This is a genomic window from Kitasatospora sp. NPDC001095, from assembly GCF_053598615.1.
Map to the genome: position 1 here is coordinate 69,638 of NZ_JBSFKQ010000016.1, position 20,912 is coordinate 90,549.

General features: G+C 71.6%; 24 protein-coding genes and 2 pseudogenes. 14 read left to right on the forward strand and 12 right to left on the reverse strand.

Annotated elements, in window-relative coordinates:
• Positions 1-4 precede the first annotated feature (4 nt).
• Positions 5-886: a helix-turn-helix domain-containing protein gene (locus tag ACWDBB_RS16770; protein WP_449790294.1), complete on the forward strand. Its 882-nt coding sequence runs from the start codon at positions 5-7 to the stop codon at positions 884-886.
• A 110-nt stretch (positions 887-996) separates the two neighbouring features.
• The gene (locus ACWDBB_RS16775; protein ID WP_449790295.1) at positions 997-2,001 is read left to right on the forward strand and encodes a DUF4232 domain-containing protein; all 1,005 of its coding nucleotides are present in this window, start codon (positions 997-999) and stop codon (positions 1,999-2,001) included.
• 49 nt (positions 2,002-2,050) lie between these two features.
• Here the strand turns inward: ACWDBB_RS16775 and ACWDBB_RS16780 are convergent, their stop codons facing one another.
• From ACWDBB_RS16780 to ACWDBB_RS16800, 5 genes are all read right to left on the reverse strand, one after another.
• Positions 2,051-2,716, reverse strand: a complete 666-nt coding sequence (locus ACWDBB_RS16780; protein ID WP_449790296.1) for a hypothetical protein — start codon at positions 2,714-2,716, stop codon at positions 2,051-2,053.
• A gap of 351 nt (positions 2,717-3,067) precedes the next feature.
• Positions 3,068-3,526: a MarR family winged helix-turn-helix transcriptional regulator gene (locus tag ACWDBB_RS16785; RefSeq protein ID WP_449790297.1), complete on the reverse strand. Its 459-nt coding sequence runs from the start codon at positions 3,524-3,526 to the stop codon at positions 3,068-3,070.
• Positions 3,519-4,274, reverse strand: coding sequence for an alpha/beta fold hydrolase (locus ACWDBB_RS16790; RefSeq protein ID WP_449790298.1), 756 nt, complete (start codon positions 4,272-4,274; stop codon positions 3,519-3,521). Before ACWDBB_RS16790 ends, ACWDBB_RS16785 begins: the two co-directional genes overlap by 8 nt.
• A 164-nt stretch (positions 4,275-4,438) precedes the next feature.
• Entirely contained in the window at positions 4,439-5,458 is a 1,020-nt protein-coding gene (locus tag ACWDBB_RS16795) for an AraC-like ligand-binding domain-containing protein (protein ID WP_449790299.1), read from the reverse strand.
• 121 nt (positions 5,459-5,579) lie between these two features.
• Complete coding sequence (locus tag ACWDBB_RS16800) at positions 5,580-5,945, reverse strand: GntR family transcriptional regulator (protein WP_449790300.1); 366 nt, start codon at positions 5,943-5,945, stop codon at positions 5,580-5,582.
• Between the two features lie 227 nt (positions 5,946-6,172).
• On the opposite strand from ACWDBB_RS16800, the gene ACWDBB_RS16805 reads away from it, so the two are divergent.
• Both ACWDBB_RS16805 and ACWDBB_RS16810 read left to right on the forward strand, forming a co-directional pair.
• Positions 6,173-7,183, forward strand: a complete 1,011-nt coding sequence (locus ACWDBB_RS16805; protein WP_449790301.1) for an aldo/keto reductase — start codon at positions 6,173-6,175, stop codon at positions 7,181-7,183.
• Between the two features lie 50 nt (positions 7,184-7,233).
• Positions 7,234-7,653 (forward strand): SRPBCC family protein, encoded by a 420-nt coding sequence (locus ACWDBB_RS16810; protein ID WP_449790302.1) that lies wholly within the window; start codon positions 7,234-7,236, stop codon positions 7,651-7,653.
• Positions 7,654-7,731: 78 nt separating this feature from the next.
• Here the strand turns inward: ACWDBB_RS16810 and ACWDBB_RS16815 are convergent, their stop codons facing one another.
• Positions 7,732-8,175: an SRPBCC family protein gene (locus ACWDBB_RS16815; protein ID WP_449790303.1), complete on the reverse strand. Its 444-nt coding sequence runs from the start codon at positions 8,173-8,175 to the stop codon at positions 7,732-7,734.
• Positions 8,176-8,515: 340 nt separating this feature from the next.
• Between ACWDBB_RS16815 and ACWDBB_RS16820 the strand changes: the two genes are divergently transcribed.
• The 4 genes and pseudogenes from ACWDBB_RS16820 to ACWDBB_RS16835 all read left to right on the forward strand — a co-directional run.
• Positions 8,516-8,689, forward strand: a complete 174-nt coding sequence (locus ACWDBB_RS16820; RefSeq protein ID WP_402403917.1) for a hypothetical protein — start codon at positions 8,516-8,518, stop codon at positions 8,687-8,689.
• A gap of 120 nt (positions 8,690-8,809) precedes the next feature.
• Positions 8,810-10,297: a phenylacetate--CoA ligase family protein gene (locus ACWDBB_RS16825; protein ID WP_449790304.1), complete on the forward strand. Its 1,488-nt coding sequence runs from the start codon at positions 8,810-8,812 to the stop codon at positions 10,295-10,297.
• The gene (locus tag ACWDBB_RS16830) at positions 10,298-11,344 is read left to right on the forward strand and encodes a hypothetical protein (protein WP_449790305.1); all 1,047 of its coding nucleotides are present in this window, start codon (positions 10,298-10,300) and stop codon (positions 11,342-11,344) included.
• Between the two features lie 70 nt (positions 11,345-11,414).
• Positions 11,415-11,956: pseudogene (locus ACWDBB_RS16835) on the forward strand (IS5 family transposase); the annotation flags it as partial.
• Here the strand turns inward: ACWDBB_RS16835 and ACWDBB_RS16840 are convergent.
• From ACWDBB_RS16840 to ACWDBB_RS16850, 3 genes are all read right to left on the reverse strand, one after another.
• Positions 11,953-12,231, reverse strand: coding sequence for a hypothetical protein (locus tag ACWDBB_RS16840; protein WP_449790306.1), 279 nt, complete (start codon positions 12,229-12,231; stop codon positions 11,953-11,955). The pseudogene ACWDBB_RS16835 and the gene ACWDBB_RS16840 overlap by 4 nt on opposite strands.
• Positions 12,232-12,380: 149 nt before the next feature.
• Positions 12,381-12,932 carry a hypothetical protein gene (locus tag ACWDBB_RS16845; RefSeq protein ID WP_449790307.1) on the reverse strand — a complete coding sequence of 184 codons (552 nt, stop codon included), beginning with the start codon at positions 12,930-12,932 and terminating at the stop codon, positions 12,381-12,383.
• 15 nt (positions 12,933-12,947) lie between these two features.
• On the reverse strand, positions 12,948-13,544 hold the full coding sequence (locus ACWDBB_RS16850) for an ATP-binding protein (protein ID WP_449790308.1): 597 nt from the start codon (positions 13,542-13,544) through the stop codon (positions 12,948-12,950).
• A gap of 152 nt (positions 13,545-13,696) precedes the next feature.
• Between ACWDBB_RS16850 and ACWDBB_RS16855 the strand changes: the two genes are divergently transcribed.
• The 3 genes from ACWDBB_RS16855 to ACWDBB_RS16865 all read left to right on the forward strand — a co-directional run bounded on the left by ACWDBB_RS16855 (position 13,697) and on the right by ACWDBB_RS16865 (position 15,474).
• Positions 13,697-14,428 (forward strand): XRE family transcriptional regulator, encoded by a 732-nt coding sequence (locus ACWDBB_RS16855; RefSeq protein ID WP_449790309.1) that lies wholly within the window; start codon positions 13,697-13,699, stop codon positions 14,426-14,428.
• On the forward strand, positions 14,415-14,882 hold the full coding sequence (locus ACWDBB_RS16860; RefSeq protein WP_449790310.1) for an NUDIX hydrolase: 468 nt from the start codon (positions 14,415-14,417) through the stop codon (positions 14,880-14,882). The genes ACWDBB_RS16855 and ACWDBB_RS16860 overlap by 14 nt, the downstream gene beginning before the upstream one ends.
• Positions 14,883-15,003: 121 nt before the next feature.
• Positions 15,004-15,474: a hypothetical protein gene (locus tag ACWDBB_RS16865; RefSeq protein ID WP_449790311.1), complete on the forward strand. Its 471-nt coding sequence runs from the start codon at positions 15,004-15,006 to the stop codon at positions 15,472-15,474.
• Positions 15,475-15,522: 48 nt separating this feature from the next.
• Here ACWDBB_RS16865 and ACWDBB_RS16870 read toward each other — a convergent pair.
• From ACWDBB_RS16870 to ACWDBB_RS16880, 3 genes and pseudogenes are all read right to left on the reverse strand, one after another.
• A pseudogene (locus ACWDBB_RS16870) lies at positions 15,523-15,858 on the reverse strand (transposase); the annotation flags it as partial.
• Between the two features lie 485 nt (positions 15,859-16,343).
• Positions 16,344-16,895, reverse strand: coding sequence for a hypothetical protein (locus tag ACWDBB_RS16875; protein WP_449790312.1), 552 nt, complete (start codon positions 16,893-16,895; stop codon positions 16,344-16,346).
• Positions 16,896-16,907: 12 nt separating this feature from the next.
• On the reverse strand, positions 16,908-17,321 hold the full coding sequence (locus tag ACWDBB_RS16880; RefSeq protein WP_449790313.1) for an ATP-binding protein: 414 nt from the start codon (positions 17,319-17,321) through the stop codon (positions 16,908-16,910).
• Positions 17,322-18,651: 1,330 nt separating this feature from the next.
• Between ACWDBB_RS16880 and ACWDBB_RS16885 the strand changes: the two genes are divergently transcribed.
• The 3 genes from ACWDBB_RS16885 (at position 18,652) to ACWDBB_RS16895 (ending at position 20,912) form a co-directional block, all read left to right on the forward strand.
• Positions 18,652-19,317 (forward strand): XRE family transcriptional regulator, encoded by a 666-nt coding sequence (locus tag ACWDBB_RS16885; RefSeq protein ID WP_449790342.1) that lies wholly within the window; start codon positions 18,652-18,654, stop codon positions 19,315-19,317.
• A gap of 19 nt (positions 19,318-19,336) precedes the next feature.
• A complete protein-coding gene (cyaB, locus tag ACWDBB_RS16890; protein WP_449790314.1) occupies positions 19,337-19,900 on the forward strand; it encodes a class IV adenylate cyclase in 564 nt (187 codons plus the stop codon).
• Positions 19,901-20,054: 154 nt separating this feature from the next.
• Positions 20,055-20,912 carry a hypothetical protein gene (locus tag ACWDBB_RS16895; RefSeq protein ID WP_449790343.1) on the forward strand — a complete coding sequence of 286 codons (858 nt, stop codon included), beginning with the start codon at positions 20,055-20,057 and terminating at the stop codon, positions 20,910-20,912.

Sequence of the window (20,912 nt, forward strand, 5' to 3'; positions counted from 1 at the left end):
AGGCATGACCGCAGACTCCGACTCCCGGGCGCTGGGCGCCTTCCTCAAGGCCCGCCGGGCCCAGCTGTCCCCGCAGGAGTGCGGCCTCCCCGAGACGGACACCGCCCGCAGGGTCGCCGGGCTGCGCCGCGAGGAGGTCGCCCGGCTCGCCGCCATCAGCGTGGACTACTACACCCGGCTGGAACAGGGCCGGGTCCGGGCGTCCGAACCCGTGCTCACCACCTTGGCCCGCGCCCTGCGCCTCGACGACGACCAGCAGACGTACCTCTACGGACTCGCCGGCCGGACCGACGCCCGCCCCCGCCCCCGCCGCCCCGACCGACGCCTGCGCCCCGCCATGGGGCGGCTGCTCGACCAGCTCACCGACACCCCCGCGCTCGTCCTCGGCAAACGCCTGGACGTTCTGGCCTGGAACCCCGCCGCCACCGCCCTCTACACCGACTTCGCGACCGTCGCGCCCCACCACCGCAACTACCTGCGGCTGCTGTTCACCGACCCGGTCGTCCGGCACCTGCACCGGAACTGGTCCCACGACGCCCGGGAAGCCGTCGCCGCGCTGCGCATGGAAGCCGCGGCCGACTCCGACGACCCCGACCTCGCCCGACTCGTCGGCGAACTGTCCCTCCAGGACGCCGACTTCCGCACCTGGTGGGCCGAACACCGCGTCAACAGCGCCGGTTACGGCACCAAGCACTACCGCCACCACCTGGTGGGGGACCTCACCCTCGACTGCGACACCTGGACCAGCCCCGACGGCTCCGGACAGCGCCTCATGGTCCTGACCGCCGAACCGGGCAGCCCCTCCCACGACGCCCTGCGCATCCTCGCCTCGTGGACCACCGGCCGGCAGCCGGACGCCGACCGGGCACAGGACCCCACGCGATGAGAACCGCGCCACCGCGCCACCGCGCCGACGGCGCTGATCGTGGCAGGGCTGTTGCACACCGAGTGGTGCAGCTCACAGCCGTCCGGCGCGCGGCGTGATCGACTCGCTCGATGCACCAGTCCTCCACGCCCCGCCGCCAGCTGACGATACGTCAACTCAGTTCGGTCGCAGCCGCGCTGCTGCTCGCCGGCTGCGGCACCGCGACGACCGCCGGCTCCGGCGGCGGCCCGGAGGCCTCCGGCAGCTCCGCGCCGTGCGGCACCCCGCCGCCGAGCGCGCCCGGCGTGCCGCAGCCCACCAAGGTCGCCCAGGGCGGGGCGCGGATCACCGCCGCCGGGCCCACCTGCTTCGAGTACGAGGTGACCAACCCGAACAGCGAACCGTACGACTTCACCGTGGTGTTCAACGGCCCCGACCCGGGCCAGGGGGCGGCGGTGTTCGGCGGCCCCGGGGGAAGGGTGGGGAACCTGACCCGGACCGTCGCCGGGCTCGCCCCGGGCGCCACCGAGAAGGGGCGGATCGACCTGACCACGCCCGGCCGGGCACCGCGGACAGGCCCGCCGCCCACCCTGACACCGCCCGAGGCCCGTGCGCCGAAGCCCGAACTCCTCAAGGTCCGCAGCGTGCCCACCGCCGAGGCGCCCAACGCCGGCGGTCCCTGCCCACCCTCCGGCCTGCGGCTGTACGCCGACGAGGGCGACGCCGCGATGGGCCTGCGCGTGGTCGGCCTGCACCTGCGCAACTGCGGCACCGCCACCGTCACCCTCGACGGCTACCCGCAGGTGCAGCCGCTCGACCTCGACCACAGGGCCCTCGACGGGGTGCGCGTCCTGCGCGGCGGCGCCGAGATCGCCACCGGCACCGGCGCCGACGACCCGCCCCGGCGGATCGACCTGCGCCCGGGGGAGGGCGCCCGCACCACCCTGGTGTGGCGCAACACCACCGAGGCCGGCGCCGGCGAACCGCTCAACGCCCCCTACGTCCGGGTGCGCGCCACCCCCGACGCGGCCCCCGTCATGGTCACCCCGGAACTCGACCTCGGCACCACCGGACGCCTCGGCGCCGGCGCCTGGGCGAGGGAGGACGCCAACGACAAGCCCGCCCCGACCCCGTGAGGACCGCGGGATGACCCCGGGACGACCGCGCGACGGCCCGCCGCGCGGCTCAGACGAGCCAGCCCGGACGCGAGTCGAGGACCTCAGCGACCAGCGGGTGCCGGACCGCGTCGAGCGACGCGGTGGCGAGCACCGCCGCGACCAGCTCCGCCGACCCGAAGACCTCGGTGGCGGACAGGTCGTTGTCCGAGTACACGAACCACGACCGGTCGACCGGCCACCAGTTGACCGGGAACGCGTTCGGGAAGCCGGGGGAGCCGAGCCCGTCCCACAGCGCGAGCGCCTCGCGGAGCCGGCCGCGCCGCAGCTTCACCGGTTCGCCGATGTTCTCCAGCGGGGGCTGCGCCCAGTAGCACTCGGTGTCCGGCCCGTCGGGGCTGAACCGGGCGAGCACCTCCACCAGGGCGCGCAGACTGCCGCGGTCCGGCGCTCCCGAGTCGGGCACGGCGAGCCCCTGCAGCGGGATGCCGCCGAAGACCCGGGTGGAGAGGGTGGAGCCCCAGCTCCCCAGGTGCCGCCCCGCGCCCGCCAACGGTTGCGCCCAGCGCGTGCGGCGGATCTCGCGGCCCGCGTCGTCGAGCTCCCGGAGTGCGTGGAGGACCCAGCAGTGGTCGGCGAATCCGACGGGTTCGTACCCGGTGACGGATTCGGTCACCAGGTCCCGGATGTGCGCCGTCTCCGGATCGGTCTCCAGGCCGGCTTCGATCGGTTCCACGAGGGCTCCAGACTCCGTTGCTGCGGGCCGCTGCCCACGCGGCCGCGATAGGCGCGTACGAGTGCGCCCCATGACAGGCCGCGCCGGATTCCGGCACGGGCCGCGCCGGAATCCGGCGGCCCGGCACGCTCCCCCGTGGCGTGCCGGGCCGTCGGCATGGAAACGGAACCTGAGATTCCGCTGCGCGGTGTTCCTGGATGAGCATGCCAGGCAGGTACCTCCGCCGTGTTGGCACCGAGTGGACTGTTCTTGGCATTGCGTGCACTGATCCGCGATTCCCGTCCGCTCGTGCGCATCGGGTGCTCATGGTGCGGGGTTTTCGCGTTCGCGGTCGTGGTGCCGGCCGTGGCGTCAGTCGAGGGAGAGGCGCTTGTTGAGGGCCTCGCCCGAGGGGAGGGGGTCGATGAACCGGTGCAGGAACGCGAGCATCGCGTCGGTGTCCAGGCCCTCGCAGGCGGCGTCCATCGCGCCGTAGAGGAACTCCTCGATCCCGGCGACCTCGGTGGCCAGGCGCTCGCCCTCGGGCGTGAGGCTGAGCTGGAGGTAGCGGCGGTCCGCGTCGTCGGTGCGGCGCTCGACCAGCCCGGCCGCGACGACGCGTTCGACCAGCCGGCTGGGGTTGGTGCCGCTCTCGCACACCAGGAGCTGTCCGAGCCCGCTCAGGCTCAGGGTGCCGTGCTGCTGGAGCAGGCGCAGCACCTCGGCCTGGGACGGGGTGATGCCGTGGGGCTTGAGGGCCTGGATCAGCAGCCGGTTGCCCTCGCGCTGGGCTGCCAGGATCGCGAACCGCAGGTGCTCGGCCTTACGCATCGATGTCCTTCCGGGGGGTCGGCTGGGAGGCGAGGAAGTCCTCGACCGCGGCGGCGTAGGTTACCGGGTGGGAGAAGCGGAACATGTGGCCGGTGCGCGGCAGCACGACCTCCCGGGCGTCGGGGATGCCCGCGAGCATGATCTTGGAGGCGTCCTCGCCGATCAGCACGTCGTGCGAGGGGGTCAGGAGCAGGGTCGGGACCTCGATCCGGCCCAGCGCGTCGACGTAGTCGGCGGTGAGACCGGCCCGCACGCGCGCGCCGAAGGACGCGGCCGGGGTGTTGGCAAGGAACAGCTCCCGGCTGCGCGCCTCGCTCCAGGGCACCTGTCCCTCGCCGTCGAACGGGGAGGCGAGGCGGTGGGCGTGGGCCCGCAGCGTCAGCTGGGTGTAGAACGGGCCGCGGGCCCTGCCGATCACCCGCATCAGGGCCTTCCACGGCTTGGAGTCGACCGGGTTGGCCGCGAATCCGCCGGACAGGACCAGGGCGCGCAGGCCCTCGGGGCGGCGGGTGGCGAGCGCCAGCGCGATGTTCGCGCCGAACGAGTCGCCGACCAGCACGTAGTCGTCCAGGTCCGCGACCGCCTCCTCGACGTGGTCGGCGTAGCGCTCGATGTCGTCGACGCCCTCGGGCAGGCGCAGCGTCCGCTTGGGCGCGTCGCCGTAGGGGGCGAGCTGCTCGGCGCTCCACGGGGCGCCGGAGAAGCAGGGGACGAAGACGAGGGTCGGAATCTTCTCCGTAGTACTCATATCGGACAGGTTACACGACATATGTGTCGTGACATATGTTGGCCCGGGATCGGGTTCGGGGTCGGGATCGGGGTCCGGGTCGGGGGCTGGGAAACCGGGGGCGGGGCTGGCCCGGGCCCGGGGCCGGGGGCTGGGCGCGGGGCCGCCCCGCGCCGCCCGTGCGGCTACCTGCCGGCGGTCCCGGTCAGGGCGTGAAGGCGGTGATCGCGGGGGGAGAGGCCGTACGCGGCCTTGAAGGCGCGGCTGAACTCGGCGGCGCGGGGCAGGCCGCAGCGGGCGGCGACGGCGTGGACGGGCAGGTCGCGCAGCGCGGGGTCGGCCAGGTCGCGGCGGGCCCGCTCGAGCCGGCGGCGGCGGATGAAGGCGGCGACGGTCTCGCCGCCGGAGTGCCGGGTGAACAGGCGGTGCAGGTAGCTGACGGAGATGTGGTGGGCGGCCGCGATCGCGGTGGGCGTCAGCCCGGGGTCGTGCAGGTTGCGTCCGACGAAGGCCCGGACGCTCTCGACCAGGGCCCGCTGCCGGGTGTCGTCCGGTACGGCGGCCTCGGCGTCCAGCTCCCGGGCGAGCCAGGCGGTCACCAGGTCGACCACGATGCCGCCCAGGCGGGGGCTCTCGGCCGGGCCCAGGGCGGCGGCCTGCCGGTCGAGGCTCAGGAGGAAGTCCGAGACCAGCGCGCCGGATCCCTCCCGGGAGGAGAAGCCGCAGCCCAGCAGGTCCTCCAGCCGGTGCGGCGCCAGTGGCAGCAGGGCGAGGGGGAAGTCGACGCCGACGGCCTCGATGCGCGGGGCCCCGGGGGCCTTGGCGGCGCGGGTGCCGAAGGACCGCAGGTCGAAGGGGTGGGAGCTGTCGAGCATGTGCAGGTTGCCCGGCCCGAAGGTCTCGGTGCGCCCGGTGTCGCGGGTCAGGGCGAAGCCGCCGTCGAGCAGCAGGGTGATGTGGAAGGCCCCCGGGTCCGAGTGCCGCACCCGGCGCGCGGTGCGGTGGAAGCGGGTCGGCGGGAAGGAAGTGCGCAGCAGGGTCACCGGGCCCAGCTCCAGGCGCCGCATCTCCGCCCGGAAGTCGTCGCAGTGGTCGCTGGTCACCTCGCTGTCCCGGGTGCGGCTGACCAGCTCCCGCCAGCAGTCGAACCGGTCCTTCACGGGTACGCCCTCGCTGCGGAACACGCTCTCCGTGTTCGTGGCCACCGTCCGCCCTTCCCTTCCGGGGCCCGTCCCCCTGCCCGGCCGGGGCCCTCCCTCCCCACCCGGTGTCACCGGCACCTCGCAGCAGGTGACACCGAAACCTACAAGGTCGGGCCGGAGGAGGTCAGTCCGGGTCCGGGTACGGCCGCGCCCCCGGGTCCCGCGGCGCTCCGGTCGGTCCGGGTCTGTCCACGCCTGGTCGGTCCGGGTACGGCCGCGCCCCGGTCAGTCGGCCTCCGGCGCGCCGAGGGCGAGGGTGAAGCCGAACCGGTCGCCGCGGTAGCTCGATCTTCGGCCCGGCCACCACCGTGCCCCGGCCCTGCCGGCGCAGCCGCCCCTCCAGCAGCAGCTCGCGCAGCGCCTGGCGCACGGTGGCCCGGGCGACGCCGTGACGCTGCGCCAGATCGGCCTCGGTGGGCAGCCGCCCGCCCGGGCCCAGCTCGGCGATCAGCTCCTCCAGGCGGGCCTTGACCAGGTAGTTCTTGGGCATCCGGCCGCACGGGCGGGGGAGGGGCGGCCGGGCCCCTTCCCCGCCCGCTGCCATCCCGCCGCCCGTGCGCCTTCCCCGCCCCCGTCCGGGCATCCCTTGCATTGGCCCGCGTATGCAACTATTGTTTCTGCATGTAAGGCGCGTCTGCACTGATTGCTCGGCATGGGCGCGACACCTGGCGGGCACCCCCTCCCCGCGAGCGCCCGCCCGCTCCACGAGGAAATGGCATGTCCCTGAAGAAGATCCTTCCCGGCAAGCTCGGCTTCGGCACCGCTCCGCTCGGCAACATGTTCCGCGCGATCCCCGACGTCGAGGCCCTGGCCACCGTCGAGGCGGCCTGGGAGCAGGGCGTCCGCTACTACGACACCGCCCCGTTCTACGGCGCCGGCCTGTCCGAGCAGCGCCTGGGCGAGGTGCTCTCCACCAAGCCGCGCGACGAGTACGTGCTGTCGACCAAGGTCGGCCGCGTCATCCTCGACGAGCTGGAGGAGGGCGACCGCGACCTCGGCGAGAAGGGCGGCCTGTTCGAACACGGCAACCCGAACAAGATGCTCCACGTGTGGACCGCCGAGGCCACCGAGCGCTCCATCGAGGACAGCCTCAAGCGCCTGGGCACCGACCGCCTGGACATCGTCTGGGTCCACGACATCGCCCAGGACTTCCACGGCGACCAGTGGCTGGCCAAGTTCGAGGAGGCCCGCACCGGCGCCTTCCGCGTCCTGTCCCGCCTGCGCGACGAGGGCGTCATCAAGGCCTGGGGCCTGGGCGTCAACAAGACCGAGCCCATCGAGCTCACCCTCGCCCTCGACGAGCCGCGCCCCGACGGCTTCCTCCTCGCCGGCCGCTACACCCTCCTCGACCACGACCACGCCCTCCAGCGCCTGCTGCCCAGGGCCCAGGAGCAGGGCGTCGACATGGTCGTCGGCGGCCCCTACAGCTCCGGCATCCTCGCCGGCGGCACCCACTTCGAGTACCAGGCCGCCCCGCCGGCGATCATCGAGAAGGTCGCCCGCCTCAAGGACCTCACCGCGAAGCACGGCGTGTCCATCAAGGCCGCCGCCCTCCAGTTCTCCCTCGCCCACCCCGTCACCGAGGCCGTCATCCCCGGCGCCACCAAGCCCAGCCGCATCGCCGAGGACCTCGCCGCCCTCAACGAGACCGTCCCCACCGCGTTCTGGACCGACCTGCGCGCCGCCGGCCTCGTCAGCCCCGCCGCCCCGCTGCCCAACAACGCCTGAGCACCCCCACACCCCCACGCTCCCCTCGTCGCAGCACAGGAGAAACGACCATGGCCTCCACCTCCGTCAGCCGCATCGTCCCCGCCACCCCCGAGAAGGTCTGGGCCCTCATCGGCGGCTTCGACGCCCTGCCCGACTGGCTGCCCTACATCCCCGAGAGCGTCGCCTCCGAGGGCGGCCGCGTCCGCAGCCTGAAGAACCCCGAGGGCGAGGTCATCGTCGAGCGCCTCGTCGACTTCAACGAGACCGAGCGGCACTACAGCTACGCCATCCTCCAGGCCCCCTTCCCGGTCGACGGGTACGTCTCCACCCTCCGCGTCCACGCCGTCCCCGGCCGCGACGACGTCGCCGAGGTCCAGTGGTCCGGACGCTTCAACCCCAAGGGCGCCACCGAGCAGGAGGTCGTCGACCTCTTCCACGGCATCTACGCCGACGGACTCGACGCCCTGAACAAGACCCTCGCGGGCTGAACCCCGCAGGGCCCCACCCTGCCGGCGCCGCGGCGGTCCGGACACCCGGGGGATCGGCTGTCCGGACCGCCGCGTCCGCTACGCACCCGCGGTGCGGGCGGCCGTCCCGCCGTCCCGCTCGACGTGCTGCCTGAAGTCCTCCAGGTCGTCGATCACCCGGCGGTCGACGAAGCCCAGCGCCTCGGCGAGGTGCTCCCAGAGCCCGTGCGGCTCGATCTCCAGCTGGAGCATCACCCGGGTGGTCCGCTCGTCCACGGGGTGGAAGGTGACCACGCCCCGGTGCCGAACCGGCCCGGGGCCGCTGGTCCACGCCACCCGCTCCCGCTCCACCAGCTCGGTGGTCACGGCCTCGAACTCCCTCGGCCCGGCGGCGGTCCGCACCACCCAGCTGGATCCGCCGTCCGACCGGTCGACGCTGACCACCCCCCGCATGAACCGCGGGAACTCCTCGCACCGCACCCAGCTGCCGTAGACCGTGCCGAGCGGCGCCGCAACCTCGACGGACTCCTCGATCCGATGCATCGCTCCTCCTGACTTCTCGTCACCATCCGTCCCGGCGGGCGGCGGTGGCCCACGGAACGTCCTCCGGGGCGCGGCTTCCCCCTGCGCGGACCGGTATGCACCGAACGGCCGAACACGCCGCCCGCGCACGACGGGAACCCGCCGCTTCCGCCCCGCGGCGAGGGCGCCGGTGTCGGTGCTGGTCAGGGCTCTGCGGCGCTGTATGGCCTGACGGGGCGCCGGACCGGACCGGGGGAGCAGCGGACGGCCGACGACGACCCCCAGGGCGCCAGGCGGCCTTCATGAACTGACGTGAACAATCAGAAGGTTGGCCTTGCACACAGGCTGTTGCGGGCGGCCGGTGCGTCCCTATACTGCCGTTGCCCGACGACCGGAACCGGCCACGGGCATCCGCTGCCGCGCCCGGCCGGGCCGCCCGGCCGGCCCGTACGAGGGAGAACCGATCATGGTCAAGCACTACCTCAAGTACGCCTTCAGCACCCTCACCGCCGCGATGTTCCTCCACATGGTCTGACCCGACCGAGGATCCGACCGACGACCCGACCGATGGCCTGATCCGATCGCGGGTCCGGCCCGGTCGACCCCGGCCGGGGCCGGGTGGCCACACCGTCCGACCCTGGCCCGGGGAGCCCGCATGTTCGCGACCGCGCTGAGCCAACTGCGCTACGGCGCAGCCATCCTGACGAACCGCCGGATACGGCCGAAGGACCTGGAACGCCTCGCCCGCGACCTCGTCGCCACCATCGCCGAGTTCGGCGAACCCGGCGAGGACTCCGCCCTGCTGCCCGGCCGGACCGGACCCGTCGACCCGAAGGTGCGGCACGAGGTGGCCCGGCGCAGCCTGCGCGCCACCGCCCGCACCGCCGCCCGCCACACCGCCCACTACCGCCGACTGTTCGCCGAACTCGACCTCGACCCGGCCACGTTGGAGCCCGAGGACTGGTCACGCGTCCCCGTCACCCCCAAGCAGGCGCTACGCGCCCTGCCCGCCGCCTTCGTCTCCGACGCCGCCACCCCCGTCCTGATGGCACTCACCACCGGCACCAGCGGCACCCCCACCGCCGTCTGGTTCTCCCGCGCCGAACTCGAGTGCGCCGTCGCCTTCAGCACCATCTCCGCCGTCCTCGGCCTCGGCCTGCGTCCCCGCCACACCGTCGCCTACGCCGGCTGCTCCCGCGCCACCATGCCACTGGTCAACGCCGAGGAGTCGGCCACCCGCGCCGGCGCCGGCTTCGTCCAGTTCGGCACCGTCAGCCCTGCCGTCGCCCTCGACCGCCTCGCCGCCCCGCTCGGCCTGCCCGGCAAGGACCCCCGGATCACCCACCTGACCACCTCCGCCTCCTACCTGGCAGCCCTGGTCCAGGAAGCCGAACACCACAAGTGGCGGAGCAGCGACTTCGGCCTGCGGTCGATCAGCGTCGGCGGCGAGGTGCTCTCCACACCACTGCGCCGCCGCGCCGAGGCGGCCTTCGGCGCCACCCTCACCTCCGCCTACCTGATGACCGAGATCCTCCCCTCCGGTGCCACCCCCTGCACCCAGGGCCACCTCCACCACACCACCGAGTTCGGACACCTCGAAGTCCTCGACCCGCTCACCTGGGAACCCACCGCCCCCGGCGCCACCGGCACCGTCGTCCACACCCCCTACGTGCCCTACCGCGACTGCACCCTCCTGCTGCGCTACGCCACCGGCGACCTCGTGCGCCTGCCTGCCGAGCCGCCCACCTGCGAACTCGCCCACCTGCCCGCCACCTCCGAGATCCTCGGCCGCTGGAACGGCCCGCTCAGCCGCACCGTCACCACCCGCGACGTCCTCGACCTCGTCGAGGCCGAACCCGAGGTCCCGCTGCCCGCCCGCCACGCCCTCACCGAAGGCCCCGACGGACCCGACGGACCCGCCCGCCTGCACCTGCTCGTCGACCGCCTGCCCGCCACCGCCCTGCACGGCCGCCTGGAAGACCGCGCCCGCGCCGCCGGACTGCGCCTGTGCGACATCGTGCTCCACGACGACCGCACCGCCATGCCGCCCACCGCGCCCGTCCGCGCCGACCTGCGCGAGCACACCTTCGACACCCCCGACAGCCACCACACCCTCGACGACCCCAGCCGGGGGAGGCACTGAATGGACGTCAGCCCCACCGCCCTGGCCGCCCTCAGCGCCGCCGTCGCCGCCGAGATCACCCTGGCCGCCCGCTACCTCGCCCGCATCCGGATGCCCCGCCCCCCGGTCGGCGTCTTCACCGGCGCCGACGTCGCCGTCCTGTGCGCCGGCGTCGTCCTCGCCCCACTGCTCTACACCGCCCTGCCCGGCACCGCCGTCTCCGCCCTCTTCGGCCTCGTCGGCTGCCTGGCCGTCCAGTTCACCCTCGCCCCGCTGCTCGCCACCACCCGGCTGCGCGCCACCCCCTGGTCCTGGGCCGCCGCCCTGGCCGCCACCGCCGCCACCGCACTCGCCGCCCTCACCGGCCACCCCGGCGCCGCCCGGGCCGGCAGCGACCTGATCATCGCCACCGCCGTCATCGGCGTCGCCAACCTCTGGACCCAGAGCGGCATGCGCTCCACCCACACCGCCGCCCTCGCCGCCGTCCTCACCGGCTACGACCTGGCCGCCACCACCCTCACCGACACCACCACCCGCTTCTTCGCACAGGTCCAGGACCGCCCCTTCGCCCCGATGCTCGCCCTCACCGGCGGCCCGGCCCCCGTCGCCGTCGGCCTCGGCGACCTCCTGCTGCTCGTCCTGTACCCGCTGGTCGCCGCCAAGGCCCACGGCCGCACCGCCGCCCTGGCCGCCGCCCTCACCGGCCTGCTCACCACCAGCGCCGTCAGCGCCTGCTTCGCCGCCGGCTGGCTCACCACCGGCTTCCCGCTGCTCACTGCGCTGGGCCCGCTGATCGTCGCCCAGCACCTGTACTGGCGGCGCCGCTTCGGCGGCGAGCGCACCACCGCCCAGTGGCGCGACGGCCACCCGCTCCTGCTCCCGGCCGCCACCCACGCCGAACCCGCTGCGGTGCTCGCCGAGTCGGCCAGGCCGACTTCCTGTGCAGACAGTGGAGGAGCTACATCCAGGCCCCAGGGCGGGGCCGAGCTGAAAACGCGGCCCCGCCCCAAACGACCACCTGAGATCGAGGCGGCAGGCTTTTCGAATACGCGGAATCACCGGAAGTGAAAACCTTCCAGGGCGGGTCCGCGTGCGAGCACACGGGCCCGCCCAACACCGAGTGCCCTCCCACCCACCCCTCGGCAGCCGCGGCGAGCTGGACTGGTCCCGTTGCGCGGTCGACTAGGTCAACATGCGCGTCCTGAAAAGGGGGAGCTGACGGGTCCGAATCCTGTCGATCGGGGCAAGTACGATTCGAAGATCCACTTGCTCACCGAACGTACCGGCCTGCCCCTTTCGATCACGATCTCAGGCGCTAACGTCCACGACAGCCAGGCCCTGATCCCGCTCACCGAAGTCATCCCGCCGATCCGCTCGCGACGCGGCCCCAGACGACGCAGGCCCGGCAAACCGCACGGTGACAAGGCCTACGACCATCGCTTCATCCGGTCCTACCTGCGGCGACGTCAGATCATCGCCCGCACCGCCCGGCGCGGCATCGAGTCCTCCACGCGCCTTGGCCGGCACCGCTGGGTGATCGAGAGGACGATGGCCTGGTTGGGCGGCTTCCGCCGGCTCCACCGCCGCTACGAACGCAAGGCCGAGCACTTCGCCGCCTACGCCAGCATCGCCGCAGCCCTCATCTGCTACCGCCAGATCGCCAAGGGAGGTGACTTCTAGGGCTGCTCCCAGTGGATGCGGCGCAGCCCGAGGCCCTCCAGCAGGTACCTCGCGTCGTCCCGGCGGACCGCATCAGTCGTGGCGATTGCTTCCAGTTCGCCCAGGAGGCGATCGCGGTCTCCCGCGGGCAGCTGCCTCAGCCAGTGCACGATGCGGGGGAAGTCCATGTCCAGGTTGGCGTAGTCGAGCGAGACCAGGATCGCGGCACACACGTTCTCGTAGGTCGCTGGCTTCGTGCTCTTGAGAGCTTCCGGCTCTCTCCGCTCGCTGGACATGGGACGCACTATACGTTGCAGGGAGAGGCGACCCTGCCGAGTTCATCCGCTCCTGCCTGCGCCGGCGGAAGGCCGAGCACTTCGCTGCCTTCGCCGGCATCGCCGCAGCCCTCATCTGCTATCGCCGACTCACCAAATGAGATGACGTCTTACGGGCGGGTTGCGCGGGTGCGGCAGTGGGTGAGGGCGTAGGTGATGCGGCGGTCGGAGGGGAGGGTGGTGGTGAGGAGTTCGCCGGCGGTGGTGAGGGTGGCCCAGTAGAGGGCGGGGTTTCCGGTGCGGGGGAGGGGGTGGGCGGCTGCGAGGGAGAGGTAGGCGGTGGTGAGGTTGCCGGTGGTGAACCAGCGCTGGAGGCCGTGGCGGTGGCCGGGGCGGATGCCGCCCATGGCGTCCATGGCGACCAGGAAGTGTTCGACGACCGCGAGTTCGGTGTCGGTGAGGGACTTGGGGACGTCGAAGACGCCGAGGGCTTCGAGGAGTTCGCCGGTGTCGTTCTCGGAGTTGGGGTGGTGGTCGGTGAGGAGGGCGTCGTGGCAGTCGGCGAGGCGGCGGGTGGTTTCGGTGTGGGGGATGTCGAGGGCGAGGCAGACGGCTCGGGCGACGGGCAGGGGGCGGTGGCCGAGGCGGGCGAGGAGGGCGTAGGTGGCGGCGGGGGTGGCGCCGCGGGAGAGGGTGTGACGGGCGAGGGTTGAGAGGTTCATGGAGGGTTCGGGCTTTCAGGCAGTGGTGGCGGGTGCGATCAGGACCCAGACGAACTTGCCGATGCCGCAGGGGCGGGTGGCGCTGCCCCAGCGTTCGGCGAGCTCGTTGACGAGGAAGAGTCCGCGCCCGTGCTCGTCGTCGGGGGAAGCGGTGCGGAGGGACGGCTGCCCGGAGCTGGCGTCGTGGACTTCCAGCCGGAGGCGGGAGTTGACGAGGGTGAAGCGGATCTCGATGTGCCGGTCGTCGGGCGCGTCCGAGTGCTGGACGGCGTTGGCGAAGAGTTCGCACAGCAGCAGCTCGGCGGTGTCGCGGTAGCGGTCCCCGGAGGGAAGCCCGGAGAGGTACGCCCGTAGCAAGTACCGCGCCAAAGGAGTGGATTCGATACGGGAGTCGAGGCGCCCAACGAACGTGCGGGGCCGACGGACAGTGAGCATGGGGTCCTCGAAGGGGGAGGGCAGGAAGCTACGAAGACGCGGCATCACGCTGCGCGCGTCTGTTGCGGCGCCATCCGGTGATTGAAATTGAAGCTTGATCACCCGTATTGAGATCGCCGGATCGAACGAGGCCCCCGCCAATGTCTTGACGCTGGCTGCGGATGAGCGGCGCGGCATCTGTCACGCTCGAAATCGTCGGGCAGTCCGACGGGACGTCATACCGCGTTATCAGGACGTTTGGGACGTCCGACTGGTAGACCTTGAAACGTCCCTAACGTGAAAGGCCAGCGGTGAACAGCCCACTCCGTGACGCAATGGCCCGTGCCAACATGACCTCGTCCAAGCTCGCGCGTGTGTGCGGTGTCGATCCCAAGACCGTCGACCGATGGCTCGCGAATCCCTCTCGCGAGCCCCATGCCCGACACCGCTCAGCGGCCAGCCGGGCCCTAGGCGAGGAGGAAGCCGCGCTCTGGCCATCCGTACAACAGCTCGTGAAGTCGGGCCCGGACCGGGAGCTGGTGCAGATGTACCCATACCGGTCGGCGGCGCCGGCCGCGTTGTGGCGTCAGCTGGTAAAGGGGGCAACCCGGGAACTGACGTTCGCCGGGTACACCAACTACTTCCTGTGGCTGGAGCACGCGAACTTCGGCAGTCTGCTCCGGCAGAAAGCGGCGGCCGGCGTTCGGATCCGCTTCATCCTGGGTGAGCCCGGACACCCGGCCACCCGTCAACGCGAGCTGGAGGAGGACGTCCCGCTGAGTCTCTCGACCCGGATCGAGGTCACCCTGTCCGAACTGGCAAAGCTGCGGGACACGTCGATCGAGGCGCGATATGAGACCGCACACGTCTCACTCAGCGTCTTCCGCTTCGACGACGACATGATCGTCACGCCACTGCTGCCCGGTAGGATCGGCCACGACGCCCCGATGATGCACTTCAGGCGAGCCCAGGACGACGGCGTGTTCGATCGATTCGCCGGTCACGTCGAGGACTTGTGGGTGAACGGGCGTGACGTGTGGACGGCCCCGGCAGCGGAGGTGATGGATCATGCCCAGGCGTGACTACGTGGACGACCCGAACGCTCCCGCGGCGAACTCGTTGGTCCCGGCCGCGTCCGTGGTCGTCGTCGATGACGCGGGCCGCGTCCTGCTCCAGCGGCGTACCGACAACGGGATGTGGGCGCTCCCCGGCGGCAAGATGGAGATCGGCGAGTCGCTCGCCAGGTGCGGTGTCCGCGAGACGCGCGAGGAGACCGGCATCGAGGTCGAGATCACCGGGATCGTCGGCACCTACACCGACCCGCGGCACGTCTTCGCCTACGACGACGGCGAGGTCCGCCAGGAGTTCTCCATCTGCCTCCTTGCACGCCCGCTCGGAGGAGAGCTACGAGTGTCCGACGAGTCCCACGAGGTGGCATGGTTCACCCCGGCCGAAACGGACGGGCTGCCGATGGTATCGAGCATCCGCAAGCGGCTGGCTGACTGGCGCTCCGGGGCGATTCCCGTGGTGCGCTAGGGCTTGTCTTCATACCGGTTCGAGGAACCGCTGAGGTCCAAGGAGTGTGGCGCGAGGTACGGCAGCCGCGTGCTGCTGTACCTGGGTTCGGGCGCTATTGCTCCTGCGCGACGATCTAGCCATGTTGAACACCGCAGACGTGAGTGATGTACAGGGTGTGGCCCTCTTGCTGACGACGATGGATCGCCTGCACAAGAATCTGAACGACTTCACCACCCAGCTCTACATCGCCTTCGCCTTTGGGGATGAGTCTGGGCTGGTGCCATCCATCCGGATTGAGCAGCACCCCGCAGGGCCAGAGTTGCTGCTTCACCACTGCTTCACCTTCTATGCGGAGGGCGATCCCGACGTCAGTGAGTTGCGTTTCTCTGCAGGCGCGACGGTCACATCGGCTGGCTGGGTCGTCGAAGCCCGGGTGGACGTTGACCTTGATCAACCCCGGGGTGAGTTCGCTGCCGGGCTCCACACTCTTCACCTTGAGCGGAGCAATCAGAGCTCCCTCAAAGATGCCCTGGACCACTTGGCTGAGCAGGTCGCTGAGATGTGCACGATGGGCAATGTCCCGAGGCGCCTGGGCTTCGGCACGCGTTGATCGCGGACATCGGCTGCCCCGTCTCCCCCAAGGCGATGTGGTCAAGGGTCACGTCCACATGAGGAGCGCGGCAAGGGTGACAGCCGCCCCGTAGGACTTCGCGGTCTTGTCGTATCTGGTGGCAATACCCCGCCACTGCTTCAGACGATTGAAGCACCGTTCGACGACGTTGCGGTGCTTGTAGAGGCCGGCGTCGTGGCTAACGGGCCGCCCGCCCCTGCTTCCCTTCTTCCTCCGGTTGGCAGCCTGGTCTCGCTTCTCCGGGATGACGGCCATGATGCGGCGTTCGCGCAGCCATGCGCGGATCGCCTTGGAGCTGTATCCCTTGTCATCGAGAGCGGACCACCGCCGAGTGGCGCGAGGGCCACCGGCTCCCGCTCCCGGCCGCCACCCCGCCGAACCCGCCGCTGCCCTCGGCGAGTCGGCCAGGCCGACTTCCTGTGCAGACAGCGGACGAGCTACGCCCAGGCCAGGGCGGGGCCGAGCTGAAAAGGCGGCCCCGCCCCAAACGACCACCTGAGATCGAGGCGGCAGGCTTTGCGAATATGAGGAATCACCGGAAGTGAAATCTTCCAGGGCGAGCACGCGGGCCCGCCCCAAACACCGAGTGCCCTCCCACCCATCCCTCCGGCAAAGACAACAAGGCGCGGGCGGCCCGCAGTTCCCGGCCGGGCCGCCCGCAAGAACAGCGAGTCGGAATGGCGGCAACAGGTTCGGAGGCCGGTCCATAGGGCGGGCGGGCTCGTGTGCGAGCACACGAGCCCGCCCGAAAGAGAGCTTCGGCGGCCCCGGCCACTCATGGCCGGGGCCGCCGAGCACAGACCCAACCGTCTGCTGTGCAGGAAGTCGGCGGGGCCGACTTCCTGCGCTCATGGGCGGGTTGCGCGGGCGCGGCAGTGGGTGAGGGCGTAGGTGATGCGGCGGTCGGAGGGGAGGGTGGTGGCGAGGAGTTCGCCGGCGGTGACGAGGGTGGTCCAGTAGAGGGCGGGGTTGCCGGTGCGGGGGAGGGGGTGGGTGGCGGTGAGGGAGAGGTAGGCGGTGGTGAGGTTGCCGGTGGTGAACCAGCGTTGGAGGCCGTGGTGGTGGCCGGGGCGGATGCCGCCCATGGCGTCCATGGCGACCAGGAAGTGTTCGACGACGGCGAGTTCGGTGTCGGTGAGGGATTTGGGGACGTCGAAGACGCCGAGGGCTTCGAGGAGTTCGCCGGTGTCGCTCGCGGAGTCCGGGTGGTGCTCGGCGAGGAGGGCGTCGTAGCAGTCGGCCAGGCGGCGGGTGGTCTCGGCGTGGGGGATGTCGAGGGCGAGGCAGACGGCTCGGGCGACGGGCAGGGGCCGGTGGCCGAGGCGGGCGAGGAGGGCGTAGGTGGCGGCGGGGGTGGCGCCACGGGAGAGGGTGTGACGGGCGAGGGTGGCGAGGTTCACGGCGATGGTCCTTCAGACGGCGGGGGCGATGAGGGCCCAGACGAACTTGCCGATGCCACAGGGGCGGGAAGCGCAGCCCCAGCGTTCGGCCAGTTCGCTGACGAGGAACAGCCCGAGCCCGTGCTCGTCGTCGGGGGCGGCGGCACGGAGAGTGGGGTGGTTGGTGCCGGCATCGTGGACTTCGAGCCGCAGGCGGGAGCTGACGAGGGCGAAGCGGATTTCGATGCGCCGGTCGTCGGGCGCGTCGGAGTGCTGAACCGCGTTGGTGAAGAGTTCGCCGAGGAGGAGTTCGGCGGTGTCGCGATAGCGATCCCCGGAGGGCAGCCCGGAGAGATAGGCCCGGAGCAAGTAGCGTGCCAGGGGCGTGGATTCGGTCCGCGAGTCGAGGCGCGCGACGAACATGCGGGGACGGCGAGACGTGAGCATGAGGGAACACCTCGAAGGGGGCGGGAGAGGGAAGCAGTCGCACCACTGCTGGTGATTGAGCGATGACGAACAGTCAACCGACCTGCCCTGTGATCGGCTATGGTCGAGCCGAGCCAGGGCGTTGAAACCCTTGAAATCCGCCTGCAAGGGGAACTTTCGTGCGAACCCACCGTGCGCCGAACCACAAGCTCGCCTCGTTGATGACCGAAGCAGCATGGGGAAACGGCGAGTTGGCACGGGCCGTCAACCGGACCGGCACCGAGACCGGGCAGCGGCTGAAGTACGACGCTTCGGCCGTCTCCCACTGGCTCGGCGGCACCTCGCCTTCGGTGAAGGCCCTGCCGGTGGTGCTGGAGACGCTGGCGCGGAGGCTCCGGCGGCCGATCACCGCCTTCGAGGCCGGATTCCGCGAGATGCCTACGCCTGTTGACCAGTCGCCGGATACGGTGTCAGGACTGATTGACCTGGGGAGCCTCGACATGGACCCATCCCGGCGCGGAGTACTCACGGCCAGCCTCTACTCGGCGGCCCTGACCATTCCGGACTGGCCCGACCTGGTGGGCCGCTTCGAGAGGCTGCGGACCGACCCGCACCTACGGATCGGCATGGCGGAGGTCCAGACCGTCACGGCGATGACCGAGCGCATCAGCGACCTGGACGACCAGTTCGGCGGCCGATTGGCCCGCCCGATGGCCGCCTCGTTCCTGGTGAACACGATCGTCCCGTACCTGCGGGCGGACGCAAGCGAGGACGTCCGCAGGGCGATGCTGTCGGCTGCCGCCGACCACTGCTACCTGACCGGCTACATGGCCATGGATGAACGCCACGACTCCCTGGCCCAGCGCTACTACCTGAAGGCTCTGGAGCTGGCCGGGCACGCGGGCGACCACCTCACGTACTGCACCACCCTGCGGGGCATGAGCGTCCAGGCCGTCGATCTCGGCCACGGCAGTACCGCCCTGCGGTTCGCGGACGCCGCCTCGGCCGCTTCGCCACAGGCCGGCCCCCGCATGAGGGCCTTCCTCGCCGGCCAGCAGGCGCATGCCACCGCCCAGACCGGGGACAAGGCCGGAGCCCTGTACCACCTGCGGATAGCGGAAGTCGCGATGGAGCAGGCCGAGTCCAAGGCAAAGGCATTCGGCTCCTACGATCCGTCCTCCCTCGCGTACCACGAGGCCAAGGTCCGCTGGGAGCTCGGGGACAAAGCCGGTGCGATCACCGCGATGGAGGCATCCGACCGCTTGCGGTACTCCGTGTACGTGCGCAACCGGGTGCGGATGACCGGCATGCTCGCAGAGTGGAAGTTGCAGGCCGGCCGGCTCGAAGAAGCCTGCGCGGACTGGCACCGGGCCCTCGACGACTACCCACACGTCCAGTCCGGCCGAGCCGACGACCGCTTCCGCTCGATGCTCTCCGCGACCAGGCCGCACCGCCGCAACCCCCATGTACGCGGGCTCCTCGAGCGCGCCCGCCCCATGGCGGGCCGCCAAGGGTCAACGCGAACGGTACGGGAGGCCATGGCATGACCAGCGATGAACCGAGCGCGCCCGTGCAGGCCGCACCTGCTCCCACGGGTGAGGACTACTCGGGGGTCTGGATCAGCCACTACGAGTTCTTCAGCAGCAGCCGGGAGAACACGTTCACCGGCCTGCACCACGTCGTCCTGTCCCAGCGCGGGAACCGGATCACCGGCCGGTCCCTCCCCGGCGCGTCGTCCAATCCCGATTCACCGCTGTCGTTCGACCTCACTGTCGACCGGAACGTCGTGACGGGCTCGTGGGTGGAACAGACCGCGCAGGACGGCTACTACCAGGGGGCCAGGTACCACGGCGCCATTCAGCTGCTGGTCGATCCGACCGGGCGCCGAATGGCCGGCAAGTGGGTCGGCTTCGGCAAGGAGTTCGACGTCAACTCCGGGCCCTGGGAGCTGCGCCTGCTGGACAGGTCCACGGCTGACGACGTCCTGGGCCGCTACAGCGTGCCGCCGGAGGCGTAGCACCCCAGGAGGAACCGGCATGGCGATCGAGGCGGAGCTCAAGGCCGTCGTACGCGACCCCGAACTCGTCCTCGCACGATTGGAGAAGTCGTACGGCGCCGGGCGCGCCGAGGTGTACCGCGACACGTACTACGACGCCCTGGACGGCAGCCTGATGGGAGCCGACCGCGAGCTGCGGATCCGCTCCGTTCACGGGCCCGACGACACTCGCACCGTGCTCACGTACAAGGGCGCGCGGGTGGACGAGGCGTCCGGGTCGAAATGGGAGGCCGAGACCCGGGTGGAGGACGCCGAGGCGGCCGACGAGATCATCCGGGGCCTCGGCTTCACCCCACGCATCCGGTTCGAGAAGCGGTGCCGCAACTACGACTTCGAACGCAGCGATCGGCACTTCCTCGCCACGCTCGTCCGCGTGCCGGAACTCGACGCGACATTCATCGAGGTCGAGACCGCTACGTCAGCCCAGGACGGCCTCGAAGCAGCGCTGGACGCCGTGCGGGCCGTGCTGGCGGACCTCGGGATCAGCGAGGACGACCTGACAACGGAGCTTTACACGGACGCGGTGGCCGCCGCTCGTACCTGATCCCGGGGGAGCGCGGGCGGCCAGTGCGTGTCACGCCTGCGGGCTGTCGTACGCCGCCCTACCGGCTGGGGCCGCCATACCCAACGTTCGCACTCCGTGTAGCCGGTATGCTACTTTCCGCATCATCAACAGAACATAGGAGACCCCGGCGGTGATGGAACACCCCGGGGTCGGGCACCAGGAGCTGGAACTCCAGATGCAGATTCATCGTAGCGCGCACGCGCGCGCGTTCACCGTTCTTCCGAACGGCCTGTTGCAGGATCGTCGGCTCAGTTACACCGCTCGTGGCCTGCTCGCCGACCTCCTTTCCCGCCCCGACGGGTGGCGGGAGGACGGGCGGCAGATGGCGGACAGCAGTCCGCAGGGGCGGGGCGCCGTCCGGCGGGCGCTCAAGGAACTGAAGGACGCCGGGTACTACCGGGTCGACACGGTCCGGCTGGCCGACGGAACGGTCCGGTCCGAGGCCCACGTCTTCGACACCCCGCACCCCGAACCGACTGTCCCCCGCCCGGCTTCCGGTGGGCGAGGGACCGGCGGCACTGTCACCCCTCCCGTAAAGGACCCGGGACAAGAACCCACCCTCCCGGATGAACGGACGCGGGCGGCTGTGGCGACCCTGTTCCGGGTGATCAGGCCCGAACCGCGCCTGCGCCTCGGCGAGGCCGAGGCGCAGACACTGGCGCCGCTCGTCGCGCCGTGGCTGGAACGAGGCTGCGGCGAGGCCGAGTTGGCCCAGGCCCTGATCCCCGGGCTGCCGCAGCCGATGCACTCCCCGGCGGCGGTCCTCCGCGACCGGCTGCGGCGCAAGCTGCCGCCGGAACGCCCCGAAGCCCCGCCCGCCTCCTACGCCGAGTGCGGCCGCTGCCACGATCCGGTGCCCCGGCCCGGCATCTGCCGCGCCTGTGCGGGCCTCGGCACGAGGGGCATCGCGGTCGGCAGCGGGGCGCGGGCCACCCCCGGGGGCGTCGCCCGGGCCCGCGCTGCGCTGCGTGGGCGGCTTCAGCCGGCCTGA